The organism is Ruegeria sp. BG5, assembly GCF_056538425.1.
On the sequence record NZ_JBQFTC010000005.1, the window covers coordinates 233728 to 245673 of the forward strand.

An 11946-nucleotide genomic window follows, 5' to 3' on the forward strand; every position below is an offset into this window, starting at 1 on the left:
AATATCTCGGGGGATGAATTGGCCGCAGGCCAAGAAGGGGGCTGGCCCCCTTCCCCTTTACCGCCCGCGCACCGCGTCGATCATCAACTGAACATTCTCGGGATCCGCGTCCGGTGTAATCCCATGCCCAAGGTTGAAGATATGCGGCCCTTTCGAGAACGCCTCGACAATGCGCCGCGTTTCATCCACCAGCGCCTGCCCGCCGGTCACCATATGGGACGAGGCCAGATTGCCCTGCACGCAGCCATCCACCTGAACCTGCTCTGCCGCCCAATCCGGCGCGACCGAGTTGTCCAGCGCCACGCAATCCACGCCGGTCTTCTGTGCAAACCCGATATAACCGTCACCAGCCTCACGCGGGAAGCCGATAACCGGGATGCCGGGATGCCGGTCCTTGATCGCCTGAGTGATCACCCGGCACGGCTCGACCGCATATTTTCGGAAGGCTTCACCTTTCAACGATCCGGCCCAACTGTCGAAGATCTTGACCACTTCGGCCCCGGCCTCGATCTGGGCCGAGAGGTATTCGATCGTCGCCAGCGTAATCCGCTCCAGCAGCGCCTCAAACAATACGGTGTTCTCTTCCCGCAGCGCATGGGCAGGCCCCTGATCCGGCGTGCCGCGCCCCGCGATCATGTAGGTCGCCACCGTCCAGGGTGCACCTGCGAATCCGATCAGCGTGGTCTCGGACGGCAGTTCCCGCGACAGGATGCGAACCGTCTCGTAGACCGGCGACAGGGTCTCGTGAATATCCTCAACCGGTCTAAGCGCATCAAATTCCGACTGCTGCGTGATCGTCGACAGACGAGGCCCCTCGCCTGTCACAAACCACAAATCCGCACCCAGCGCCTGCGGCACCAAAAGAATATCGGCAAAAAGGATCGCCGCGTCGAACCCATAGCGGCGAATGGGCTGCAAGGTGACCTCGGCCGCCAGATCCGGGTTATAGCAAAGCGACAGGAAATCCCCCGCCTGCGCCCGGGTCGCGCGGTATTCGGGCAAATACCGACCGGCCTGACGCATCATCCAGATCGGCGGCACATCCTGTACTTCACCCGCCAGTGCCCGCAGCAGTTTTTTCGTCTCGGCCATTGTCATCCCCAGAAATCAGGTTTTGGCAACGGGTCGGCGCTCAGTGGCAATTTGTCAAGCTCTGCCCCCATTGTCAGGGCAATGTGACGCGACTAAAGCTGTGCGTATGACTTTGACCCTGCCCACCCCCGCATCACCTCTCAGAATTGGGACCCGAGGCTCGCCGCTGGCTCTGGCTCAGGCCTACGAGACGCGCCAAAGGCTGCGTGACGCGTTTGATCTGACCGATGACGCGTTCGAAATCGTTGTGATCAAGACCACCGGTGACAACCGCGCGATGATTGATGCGGATCGCCCGCTGAAAGAGATCGGCAACAAGGGCCTGTTCACCAAGGAAATCGAAGAGGCGATGCTGCGCGAGGACATCGACATCGCCGTGCATTCCACCAAGGACATGCCGGTGGCACAGCCCGACGGGCTGGTGCTGGACACGTTCCTGCCGCGCGAGGATGTGCGGGATGCGTTCATCTCGCCGCATCTGCAATCGATTCACGACCTGCCCGAGGGCGCGGTGGTCGGCACCTCGTCCCTGCGCCGCCGGGCGCAGCTTTTGAACCGCCGCCCGGATCTGAACGTCGTCGAGTTTCGCGGTAACGTTCAGACCCGGTTGAAAAAGCTGGCTGATGGCGTGGCGGATTGCACCTTTCTGGCGATGGCGGGCATTCGGCGGCTGGATATGGATGAGGTTCCGGCAACCGCAATCTCGCCAGACGATATACTGCCCGCGATTGCGCAAGGCACGATCGGGATCGAGCGGCGCAGCAATGACACCCGCGCGGCCGCTCTGCTGGAGGCCATTCACCACGCTGAAACCAGCCAGCGCCTCAGCGCTGAACGGTCCCTGCTGGCGGCGCTGGACGGATCCTGCGAAACCCCCATCGCCGGTCTGGCCGAGCTTCAGGAGGGCCAACTCCGCCTGCGCGGTGAAGTTCTGCGCCCCGATGGATCAGAAGCGATTTCCGAGGATACCGTTGGGTCCATCGAGGATGGGGCCGAGATGGGACGCGCAATGGCCGAAATCCTGTTGAAAAACGCAGGCCCCGGTTTCTTCGACTGGAGAAACTCCTGATAATTTTAACCAATGTGAACTAATTCACTGTTCCACGTCTCAGATTGCGGCAAGACTGTGATCATACCGGCTGAAAAGTTGGATCAGTCTCGAAATGTATCGAAGAGTTTCAGATAGTTGGTGTTTTAATAAGTATTCGAGGGGGCGAGGCTGAGCCCGACATTCAGAAGGTGCAGGGTCGCTGTTGGAAACAACAGCGACCCGACTATTTTCTAGCCCTGCATGGTCTCGCTGAGCGCTGCGACCGCGTGATGAATGGCGTTCTGCGTCTGCTCCAGATCGGCCTCGGTAATCGCCAGTGACGGGTATAGCTTGCCCGGTGATTTGAACACACCATGGGATCGCAGAACCTCGTTGAACACGACATTATGCTTGGGGTCATCATGTTTGGCGCTGCGATAGTCTCGGCAGGCGTTGTCGGTGAAGTAAACGTCGAACAGGGTCACGTCCCCGCAAATCTGATGCGCGATTCCGGCCTGATCCAAAGCGCCCGTCAGCATCTGCTGCAATCGGGTACCGATGTCACGCAAACGGTCATAGGTCCCCTCGCGGCGCAGAATCTCCATCGTTTTCAGACCGGCAACCGACGCGACGGGATTGCCGGACAGGGTTCCAAGCTGCATCAGCCATCCCTCCTGCCCGACCTGCGTCTTGTCGAAATGCTTCATGATCTGTGCACTTGCGCCCAACGCTGCCAAAGGAAAGCCGCCGCCGGTGATTTTGCCCAGGGTGCAGATATCGGGCGTAACCCCATACCGCTCCTGCGCCCCGCCATAGTCCAGGCGGAAGCCGGTGACGATTTCATCGAAGATCAGCAGCACGTTATGCTTGTCGCACAATTCGCGCAGCCCTTGCAGATAACCGGGCATCGGCGGGATGATCCGCTGCAACGGTTCGGCCATGACGGCGGCAATGTCGTCATGTTCGTCCAGCAGCGCCGCCACCGCTTCAAGATCGTTGTAAGGCGCAATCAGCATCTGATCGGCCACACCTTGCGGAATTCCGGCGCTGTCGGGCACGGCTTGCGGGAAATTGACCTGACGGCTGGGGGCCAGGCTCATCTGCGCCTCGGCGCTCATGCCGTGATAGCCGCCTTCGAATTTCAGGATCTTGTCGCGCCCGGTATAGGCCCGCGCCAGCCGGATCGCATACATATCCGCCTCGCCGCCCGAAGCGACAAAGCGCACCTGTTCGCAGCAGGGCACCGCGTCGATGATGGCCTCGGCCAGTTCGATACCTTTGGTGTTGTTCGCAAAGAAGGTCATGCCTTTGGGCAATTGCTCCAGCACGGCCTCCATCACCTCGGGGTGGCCATGGCCCAGCAGCATCGGCCCCGATCCGATCAGATAGTCGATATATTCGTTGCCGTCCTCATCCCAGACGCGGCTGCCCTCGCCGTGCGAGATGATGATTCCCGGGTCGAAATTCCCGAACCCGCCTGCGGGCAAAACAGCCTTCGCGCGGTCGATCCATTCGGATTGAGTGTTGATCTTCAGCATGTCACGCGATCTCCATATTCAATAAAATCAGTGTCTATTCGTAAACGGCAACCGGATCGCCCAGCGCGTCTTCATCCGGGTGTACGCCTAGGCCGGGGGTCTCGGGCAAATGCAGGTGACCATCGACATTGCGGGGGCCGCGACCGCCTGCAATGTCAACGGTCAGCATGTCCTGACAGGCCCAGACTGCATGGCAATTGTCATCCGGGATGGTGGCGGCCAGATGCAGCGCTTCGGTATCGGCCAGCACGCTGCCACCCGTGGCCATCACGAACATGTCGATGCCATGGGCCAGCGCAATATCCCGCATCCGCGCGGCTTTGGTCAGGCCGCCGACGCGGTTCAGCTTGATCCCGAATATCTCGGCGATCCCGTCACGCGCGATGCGGGCAGCGTCCTGTAAGCTCACAAGGCTTTCATCCACCGACACGGGCGAGGCGTGCTGGCCCGAGAGTGCGGCGATATCGTCCAGCGTTTCGCCGGGTTGTTCGAACATCACATTCAGGTCTTCGCAGGCGCTCAGGACCCGCAGGGCCTGTTGCCGGGTCCAGCCGCGATTGACGTCATAGAGGACAATCTCACCCGGTCGCCGGATGCTTTCGACGTCGCGGACCCGCGCAATATCACGTTCGACATTGCCGCCAATCTTCACCGAATGGGCGATATAGCCCCGGCTGCGATAGCGTTCCATCACTTCGCGGGTTTCTTCGACCGTTTTGGCCCCGACCGAGGACGCAATCGGGCGCGGTGTCCTGGACCCGCCGCCCATCAGATCAGCAATCGGAAGCCCAGCCGCCTGTCCGGCAATATCCCAGCACGCCATGTCGATGGGGCTTTTGGCATAGAGATGCCCCGGCAAGGCCAGATCCATCGCCCGTTCCACATCCAGAACCTTGCGTGGATCAAGGCCCAGGATGAAAGGCGCCATCGTTTCAATCCCGGCGCGAATGCCCGGCCCGTGTGCAGGCACATAGGTGTGGCCCCACGGGGTACCCTCACCCCAGCCAGTCAGGCCGGCATCGGTTTCGATCTTCACCAGCGTCGCGTCCAGCATTTCGAACTTCAACCGCCCACCGGACAGCCAGTAGGGATGCTCCAAAGGCAGATCGACGTGATAGACCGAAAGTCGGGAGATCTTCATTTCAATTCCACTTCCACGAAGGACATCGGGGCATCCCCGGCATTGATGACATTATGTTCGACCCCTTCATCGCGGCGATAAGCAGTGCCGGCGGGCACGGTCACCTCGTTGACCGTTCCGTCCGGCAGGTCCAAACGCATGTGGCAATCGGTGATCGCCGTGATGACGTAATCCATCGCATGGCGATGCCATCCGGTTTCCGCACCGGGCGCAAAGTCAAACCGCGTCACGCGCACGCGTGCATCGTCGATCATCTGAGTGGCAACGGCCTGTGGTCTCATAACGCGTACTCCGCCACAGGCGCGCCGAGGCTTTCGAAATCCGCTTTGACGCCCAGTCCGGGCGTGTCGGGCGCGTATAGCTTGCCGTCACGGGCAGTCGGGCCGCCGATGCCGGTGGATCGGGTGTTGTAGTTCATCAAATCGGTTGTGTTCTGCAGGTACTCTGGCGGGGTTGAGGCGGCGAAATGGGCCACGACCGAGGATGTGATCTCGCCGCCCCAGGTATCCTCGCTGACAACCGGGATGCGGTTGTCGACCAGATAATCCCGCACCCGCCGCGCCTTGCTGATCCCGCCGAGGTTCGAGATTTTCAGGCAACAGATCTCGGCCCCGCGATCCGCGACGATGCGCTGCGCCGCGTGGATACCGGTGACGCATTCATCCAGCTTCATCGGCTGTTCGGCAACGCGGCGCACCTGTTGGCATTCCTCATAGGTGCGGCAGGGCTGTTCCAGAATGAAATCCAGATCGCGCGTGGCGCGGGCCACCCGGATCGCATTGTCCACGCGCCAGCCCTGATTGGCATCGGCCATCGCCTTCTCGCCAGGTTTCAGCAAGGGAACCGTGGTGCGGATACGGTCAATGTCGGTGGCCCAGTCACTGCCCACCTTGACCTGAAACTGCCGGTAACCCTGATCGCGGTAACGATCCATCTCGGCCACGGTTTCATCCACCGCCTTCTGCGGCGCGACCCGGTACATCGGCGCCCCATCGGTCAACTTGCCGCCCAGCAGCATCCAGACCGGCTGATCGCAGGCCTGCCCCAGAATGTCCCAGCAGGCCGCATCGAACGGGGCCTTGGCATAGCCGTGGCCCTGCACCAGATGATCCATCAACTGCTCGATCCGCGCCACCTGACGCGGGTCTTCGCCCAGAAGATGCGGAGCCACCAGCCGCGCCAGCGCACCCACGCCTTCGGAATGGGCGACCATGTAGTTTTCACCGCAGGGCGTGAACTCGCCACAGCCTTGCAGGCCGGCATCGGTGTCGATGACCACGACCGAGGCGGTGGCGGTTTCGATGGCGTTGCCAGCCCCCCAGACATATGCCCCGCCGACATACGGAAGCCCGGTCTGATAGACGCGTATCCGAGTGATTTTCATGCCGCATCCATTCTGGGCAGATCGCCCATCCCCTCTCCGCGCCACAGCACAAAGGTCAGGATCGGTTGATCGGTTGTAACCATCGCATGGCTTTGCCAACTGGTATGCAGGCGGGTCTGATCTGTCCCGACAACACCCGTATCCTCGGTGGTTTTGAATTCGGCACCGCCTGCAAGGGTCAGATAGATTTCCTCGGCCTGATGGCTGTGCCAGTCGTAATTCAGCCCCGGCCCCCAATAGGCGATGTAGCCGCGCAATTGGGTCGAGTGGAAATGACCCGTCGGCCCGAACAGCTCGTAATACCCATAGCGTCGCAGGAAATCCGCGCCGACCTCGTCTTCGGTATAGGTCTGTTTCCACTGCGCCAGATGCGTTGTGGCAGAGATGGCGGAAATAAGCGGCTGGGTCAGATCGCTGCCAGCGATTTCAAAGTCCTTCACCAGATCAGCCGCCGGAATATGGTTGGCCGTCAACGGGGAAGGCGACAAATCCGTGGGCCACGAACCAAACGCAGACAGGTCGGGATGCGCCTGATGCAAGCGCCGCGCGGCTTCGAGCACATCATCCAGTGTCATGGGATCACCACGATATTGCCAGTGTGTTGCTTGGCAATGAACGCGGCCTGCGCGTCCCGCAATTCCTCCAGCGGATAGGTGGCGGCGAGGGCCGGTTTGATCTCAGCCGCTTCGATGTATTTCACGAGGTTCTGCATCACCTGAGGGTCAATCACGGTCGAGCCTGTGAAGGTCAGATCGCGCAAGTAGAAGGTGCGCAGATCAAACTCGACCATCGGGCCAGCGATGGCCCCAGAGCAGGTATAGCGCCCGCCGCGTTCCAGAATGTCGATCAGTTGCGGCCAGTACGGCCCGCCCACCACATCGGCGACAACGGTGATTTTCTCGGCCCCAAGCGCCGCGCGCAGATTGTCAGGCGCGCGGGGCAGGATCATTTCGGGGCCCAGCTTGGCGACGTCTTCGTGCTTGGCCTCGGACGCCATCGCGATGACCCGCGCGCCCCGGCGTTTGGCCAGTTGCACCAGCGCGCCGCCAACGCCGCCGGATGCACCCGGCACCAGAACCGTGTCTGCGCTGGTCACATTGGCCCGGGTCAACATCCCTTCGGCCGTTGAGTACGAGCAGGAGAAAGTGGCGAGTTCCGCATCCGACAGGTCCGACGTGATCGGCACCGCATTCACCGCAAGCGTTGTAGCATATTCGGCAAAGCCGCCATCCCGCTCGGACCCGTAGTATCCGGCCTTGTCCATGTTTTGCGGATCGTCGGGATCGCGCAACCAGCCGTCTGTTATCACCCGCTGTCCGATACGCGCGCTGTCCACACCCTCACCCACGGCAACGATATGACCGCAGATATCGGCCCCCTGAATGCGCGGGAAGGTGATGGGCGCGCCGCCCCAGGTGGGATCGTCTTCGCCGACTTCCTCGAACGCGCCGCCGGTTGTGGCATCAGTTACGGTCTTCGAGTACCAGCCGGATCGCGTGTTCACATCCGTATTGTTCAGCCCGCAGGCGGCGACGCGGATCAGCACTTCGCCCGCCGCGGGTTCGGGGCGCGGCCAATCCTTGTGCAGCACCATTTGCTCAAGACCGCCGTGACCCATGGTCACCATGGCTTTCATTGTGTCGGGCAGACTCATCCTTTAGTCTCCTGAGTTGGGCCACAGGTCGATGCGCGTTTCCCGGCCTGCGATTCTGCTCGACAGGCTAATTTCACAACTGTACCATCGTCAATCATGAATGACACAAATGTATCATCAATCGTCCTGGATCGCCTGACCGAGGAATGGGACGCCCTGACGCCCGAGGCCCAGAAAGCCGCGCGCTATGTGCTGGAAAACCCCACAGATGTGGGCGTGTCCACCGTGCGCGAGATTGCCGAGGCCGCCAACGTCAAACCCAACACTTTTGTCCGCATGGCACGGCAGGTCGGCTTCGAAGGCTACGAGGATTTTCGTGCCCCGTTCCGGCAGGCCATCCGGCAGGGGACGGTTTCGTTTCCCGACCGCGCCCGCTGGTTGCAGGAAATCGGCAAATCCGGTGAGATGGGTGGCCTTTACGCCGACATGATCGGTGCCACGATCCGCAATATTGAAGAGACATTTGCCGGTATCGATGCCGACCGGCTGCGCGCTGCAGCCGAAGATATTTGGAACTGCCGTCAGATTTTCACGCTGGGCGTCGGCGTCAACAATTCAAACGCGCGGAACTTTACCTATCTGGCCTCGACCGGGATGAAGCAGTTTCACGCCATTCCCCGCTCGGGCTCGACCCCGGTGGATGATCTGGCCTGGGCAGATGAACAGGACGTGCTGATTGCGATCACCTGCCATCCCTACCGGACCGAGGTGATCGATGCGATCAAACTTGCCCGCCAGCAGGGGCTGACGGTTGTCGGTATCTCGGACAGCCCTGCCAGCCCGGTGATCCTGAACGCGCAGCACGGATTTGTCGTGGCAGCCGACACGCCGCAATATTTCCCGTCCTCTGTGTCGACCATCGCCTTGCTGGAAACGCTTCTGTCCTTCGTGATCGCGGTATCCAGCGATGAAATCGTCGAACGGGTTGAGCGGTTTCATCAGCGCAGGCACCAGCTTGGGCTATACGCGGCGGAACCGGAATAAGATGCCCGGCACCCTGAACGCCTGAGCCATGCCACTCACCTGCGTTTCAGCGCCAAAAAGACCGGGTAGACCGAGTTGATACGAGGTCATGAACAATCCATACGAGAATTCCGCACAGGTTGTTGCCTGCCTTGCGAGAGTGATCTATCGATACCGGAATGAGATCTGGTTTTGCCATTGTTTCAGCGTTTTTCTTATGCGCCTTTGCCCCTGCCCAAGCGCAGGAAACCACGCTTTCCCGACCGGATCTGAGCGCGTCGGGGCAAGACTATCTGAAAGCCGTTCGGTATCGCGGAATTGACATGGACGTTGTCTATTTCGACCCCACGCAACCCGCGCCGCCGCTGGACACAAATGCAACGCCGCAACCCGACCGGTCTGTCGAGCTGTCCGTTGACAACCGCTGGATCGTCGGCGGGCTGTCTGCGGTCATACTGATTTTCCTGACCTTGTTCATCTACAACACTGCCGGGAACACCTCGGTCTCGTTCCGCAAATCCGTGGGCAATGCGCGGCGCAAAGGCGGGCGGGACGACCCAGAGTTATCGGACACCGGGCAGAACATTCCCGATCTTGAAGCGCTTCTAAAATTGAAAGATCGCGATCTGGCGGTCACCGGGTTGGCGCAACTGGCGCTGAGCCATTGCCTGTCCAAAAACGAGGTGCTGTTCAAACGCAGCTGGACCCATCGCGAGGCCCTGCGCAGCATGCCACAGACGCTTTGGTACATCCCCGACCTGCGCGCCCTGGTTCTGGCCAGTGAACGCGTCAATTTCGGCCATCACTCGATCACCGAGGGCGATTTCGAGGCCCTTCTGAACAAGATCAGACCCGTCCTGCGCGAGGTCACCGCATGAGCGACACGACCAGCTTGCCCCCGACCGATCGCATCCGGCTGGATTGGGTCATCGTGGGCGTTGTGGTCGCGGTTTGCGTCGGGATTTTTCTGTATGTCATGGCCGGGCGGCAATATGCGCTGCGCGATTCGGCCAGCGGGTTTGACGGTCTGGACCGCTGGCTGAACAGCCAGTCCCAAGTAACGCAGAGCTTTACCGGAGGCTGGCCCCTTGACCGCAGCACCGTGGGTCTGCTGGTGCAGCCGGTCTATGACACGCGTCTGGACACAGATCGTAACGCGGCCAGAACCAAAGAAGAACTGCTGTTTCAAGCGGATGAGTTCGATCAGGAAATCGACGTGATCCGCGACAAGGCGCAATCCGTGCCCAGCCTGGTGATCCTGCCCAAATGGCGCAGCGGAATGCGCCTGACCGGGTTCGGGCATCCGTTTCTGATGTCTCCGCGCGCAGAGATTCAGACCATCCTGCACCAGATTGCCGGTCCTGATGTCGGGCCGATGGCCTTGGCGCGCCGTCCGTTTTCCGACTACGCACTGGCTGCTGATCCGCAACTGAACGCCCGTATCTATGCCGCACAAACTTTCGCCGGGCGCGGATGTGACCCAATCGTCGGACGGGCCGGAGAGATGCTGCTGGGCGCGTGCCCTCTGCCGGGGTCCGAGGACGGCCAGAAGGTCTATATCCTGTCCGACCCCGATCTGCTGAACAATCACGGGCTGACGCTGGGCGACAATGCGTGGATCGCGGCGCAGGTTCTGCCCGAAATCGCGGGCGATCAGCGCATCATCATTGACTACAGCGATCGGAATTGGCTGACCGCGCCGGAACTTGTTGAGGCCCGCGAACGCACATGGGACGACCTCAAGCGTTTGTTTGAACCACCGTTCCGCGCGCTTTGGATCGGCGCAGGGCTGTTGCTGGCTTTAGCGATCTGGCGGGGCGGGGTGCGCAATGGCCCGGTGATCGATATCGCCCCAACGCAGGGCACCGGCAAACGCATGGCCAACCGCGCAAGGGCACGGCTGATGCGGATGACGGATCAGGATGGCGCAATGCTGTCCGACTATATCGACACCCGCCTGCGCGCCCGCGCGGCGGCGGTGTTCGGCAGCACGCATAAAACCATGGGCACACCGGAAGAGGCCTATCTGAAATATGTCCGGGCCCGAAAACCTGACCTCGCCGCCCGACTGGACGCACTGATCGAAACCATTCGCGCCCTGCCCCCGCATCTGGGGGCGGAAGAGGCCATTTCCCACATTGACCAATTCGAACTGATACTGGAGCACCTTGCCGATGAATCTTGAAGACCTGTTCGCCCGCGCCGAGGCCCTGCGGGCCGAGATCGGCAAAGTTGTGCAAGGCCAGCAAGAGGCCGTCGATCTGCTGCTGACCGCCTTGTTTGCACGCGGGCATGTGCTGCTCGAAGGTCCTCCGGGCACGGCCAAAACGCTGCTGGCGCGCAGCTTTGCCGGGGCGCTGAACCTGCAATTCGGGCGCATCCAGTTCACCCCCGATCTGATGCCGGGCGACGTGCTGGGCACCTCGATCTACAACTTCCAGACCAGCGAATTTGTTCTGACCAAAGGCCCGGTCTTCAGCCAGATCCTGCTGGCGGATGAGATCAACCGCGCACCGCCCAAAACGCAGGCCGCGCTGTTGCAGGCGATGAACGAGCGGATTGTGACGATTGACGGCACCGACCACCTTCTGGGTTCGGAATTCATCGTGGTCGCGACCCAGAACCCGATTGAACAACAGGGCACCTATCCCCTGCCCGAGGCGCAGTTGGACCGGTTCCTGTTCAAGGTGAACCTGACCTTCCCGCCCGAGGATGTGGAACTGTCGATCCTGCGCCAGCACGCCAATGAGCCGCTGGATTTCCTGAGCGCGACGCAGACCGTACAGCCCCTGCTGGACGCGCCCACCATGGCGGCGGCGCGGCAGTTGATCGACGGGATCGTGCTGGATGACGACATTCTGGCCTATATCCTGCGGCTGGTCCGCGCGACCCGCGAAAGCGCAGATATCGCCTTTGGCGCCTCGACCCGCGCCGCTGATGCGATTGCCGGGGCGACGCGCGCTACGGCAGCTCTGAACGGGCGCGACTTTGCCATCCCCGACGACGTCAAAACCCTGATCATCCATGCGCTGCAACACCGGATCGTGCTGTCCCCTTCGGCCGAGATCGAAGGGCGCGGCGCGCGGCAGGTGCTGGAAAATATCCTCAACCAGATCGAGGCCCCCCGCTGATCCGGCCATCCCG

General features: G+C 61.2%; 12 protein-coding genes. 5 read left to right on the forward strand and 7 right to left on the reverse strand.

Features of this window, described 5'->3' with window-relative positions:
* Positions 1-57: 57 nt before the first annotated feature.
* Positions 58-1092: a uroporphyrinogen decarboxylase gene (hemE, locus tag ACR0KX_RS16070; RefSeq protein ID WP_170624148.1), complete on the reverse strand. Its 1035-nt coding sequence runs from the start codon at positions 1090-1092 to the stop codon at positions 58-60.
* Between the two features lie 106 nt (positions 1093-1198).
* Here hemE and hemC point away from each other — a divergent pair, with 106 nt between their 5' ends.
* A complete protein-coding gene (gene hemC, locus ACR0KX_RS16075; protein WP_480708591.1) occupies positions 1199-2161 on the forward strand; it encodes a hydroxymethylbilane synthase in 963 nt (320 codons plus the stop codon).
* A gap of 212 nt (positions 2162-2373) precedes the next feature.
* Here the strand turns inward: hemC and ACR0KX_RS16080 are convergent, their stop codons facing one another.
* From ACR0KX_RS16080 to ACR0KX_RS16105, 6 genes are read right to left on the reverse strand one after another with little or no spacing between them, the layout of a single operon-like run.
* Positions 2374-3660: an aspartate aminotransferase family protein gene (locus tag ACR0KX_RS16080; RefSeq protein ID WP_480708592.1), complete on the reverse strand. Its 1287-nt coding sequence runs from the start codon at positions 3658-3660 to the stop codon at positions 2374-2376.
* Positions 3661-3694: 34 nt separating this feature from the next.
* Positions 3695-4801, reverse strand: a complete 1107-nt coding sequence (locus ACR0KX_RS16085; RefSeq protein ID WP_480708593.1) for a mandelate racemase/muconate lactonizing enzyme family protein — start codon at positions 4799-4801, stop codon at positions 3695-3697.
* Positions 4798-5082, reverse strand: a complete 285-nt coding sequence (locus ACR0KX_RS16090) for a cupin domain-containing protein (RefSeq protein ID WP_480585471.1) — start codon at positions 5080-5082, stop codon at positions 4798-4800. Before ACR0KX_RS16090 ends, ACR0KX_RS16085 begins: the two co-directional genes overlap by 4 nt.
* Positions 5079-6185: an enolase C-terminal domain-like protein gene (locus tag ACR0KX_RS16095; protein WP_170624156.1), complete on the reverse strand. Its 1107-nt coding sequence runs from the start codon at positions 6183-6185 to the stop codon at positions 5079-5081. Before ACR0KX_RS16095 ends, ACR0KX_RS16090 begins: the two co-directional genes overlap by 4 nt.
* Positions 6182-6760, reverse strand: coding sequence for a dimethylsulfonioproprionate lyase family protein (locus tag ACR0KX_RS16100; protein ID WP_170624158.1), 579 nt, complete (start codon positions 6758-6760; stop codon positions 6182-6184). The genes ACR0KX_RS16095 and ACR0KX_RS16100 overlap by 4 nt, the downstream gene beginning before the upstream one ends.
* Positions 6757-7839 (reverse strand): alcohol dehydrogenase family protein, encoded by a 1083-nt coding sequence (locus tag ACR0KX_RS16105; RefSeq protein ID WP_480708594.1) that lies wholly within the window; start codon positions 7837-7839, stop codon positions 6757-6759. Before ACR0KX_RS16105 ends, ACR0KX_RS16100 begins: the two co-directional genes overlap by 4 nt.
* A gap of 96 nt (positions 7840-7935) precedes the next feature.
* On the opposite strand from ACR0KX_RS16105, the gene ACR0KX_RS16110 reads away from it, so the two are divergent.
* The 4 genes from ACR0KX_RS16110 (at position 7936) to ACR0KX_RS16125 (ending at position 11933) form a co-directional block, all read left to right on the forward strand.
* Positions 7936-8823 (forward strand): MurR/RpiR family transcriptional regulator, encoded by an 888-nt coding sequence (locus ACR0KX_RS16110; RefSeq protein WP_170453242.1) that lies wholly within the window; start codon positions 7936-7938, stop codon positions 8821-8823.
* A gap of 158 nt (positions 8824-8981) precedes the next feature.
* Positions 8982-9680: a hypothetical protein gene (locus ACR0KX_RS16115; protein WP_170624160.1), complete on the forward strand. Its 699-nt coding sequence runs from the start codon at positions 8982-8984 to the stop codon at positions 9678-9680.
* The gene (locus tag ACR0KX_RS16120; RefSeq protein WP_170624162.1) at positions 9677-10987 is read left to right on the forward strand and encodes a hypothetical protein; all 1311 of its coding nucleotides are present in this window, start codon (positions 9677-9679) and stop codon (positions 10985-10987) included. The genes ACR0KX_RS16115 and ACR0KX_RS16120 overlap by 4 nt, the downstream gene beginning before the upstream one ends.
* Positions 10977-11933, forward strand: a complete 957-nt coding sequence (locus tag ACR0KX_RS16125; protein ID WP_170624164.1) for an AAA family ATPase — start codon at positions 10977-10979, stop codon at positions 11931-11933. Before ACR0KX_RS16120 ends, ACR0KX_RS16125 begins: the two co-directional genes overlap by 11 nt.
* The last annotated feature ends 13 nt before the right edge of the window (positions 11934-11946 follow it).

Coding starts and splice junctions, on each gene's coding strand:
- hemE (WP_170624148.1), bottom strand. CDS start 1,092: ATGGCCGAGACGAAAAAACTGCTGCGGGCACTGGCGGGTGAAGTACAG.
- hemC (WP_480708591.1), top strand. CDS start 1,199: ATGACTTTGACCCTGCCCACCCCCGCATCACCTCTCAGAATTGGGACC.
- ACR0KX_RS16080 (WP_480708592.1), bottom strand. CDS start 3,660: ATGCTGAAGATCAACACTCAATCCGAATGGATCGACCGCGCGAAGGCT.
- ACR0KX_RS16085 (WP_480708593.1), bottom strand. CDS start 4,801: ATGAAGATCTCCCGACTTTCGGTCTATCACGTCGATCTGCCTTTGGAG.
- ACR0KX_RS16090 (WP_480585471.1), bottom strand. CDS start 5,082: ATGAGACCACAGGCCGTTGCCACTCAGATGATCGACGATGCACGCGTG.
- ACR0KX_RS16095 (WP_170624156.1), bottom strand. CDS start 6,185: ATGAAAATCACTCGGATACGCGTCTATCAGACCGGGCTTCCGTATGTC.
- ACR0KX_RS16100 (WP_170624158.1), bottom strand. CDS start 6,760: ATGACACTGGATGATGTGCTCGAAGCCGCGCGGCGCTTGCATCAGGCG.
- ACR0KX_RS16105 (WP_480708594.1), bottom strand. CDS start 7,839: ATGAGTCTGCCCGACACAATGAAAGCCATGGTGACCATGGGTCACGGC.
- ACR0KX_RS16110 (WP_170453242.1), top strand. CDS start 7,936: ATGAATGACACAAATGTATCATCAATCGTCCTGGATCGCCTGACCGAG.
- ACR0KX_RS16115 (WP_170624160.1), top strand. CDS start 8,982: ATGAGATCTGGTTTTGCCATTGTTTCAGCGTTTTTCTTATGCGCCTTT.
- ACR0KX_RS16120 (WP_170624162.1), top strand. CDS start 9,677: ATGAGCGACACGACCAGCTTGCCCCCGACCGATCGCATCCGGCTGGAT.
- ACR0KX_RS16125 (WP_170624164.1), top strand. CDS start 10,977: ATGAATCTTGAAGACCTGTTCGCCCGCGCCGAGGCCCTGCGGGCCGAG.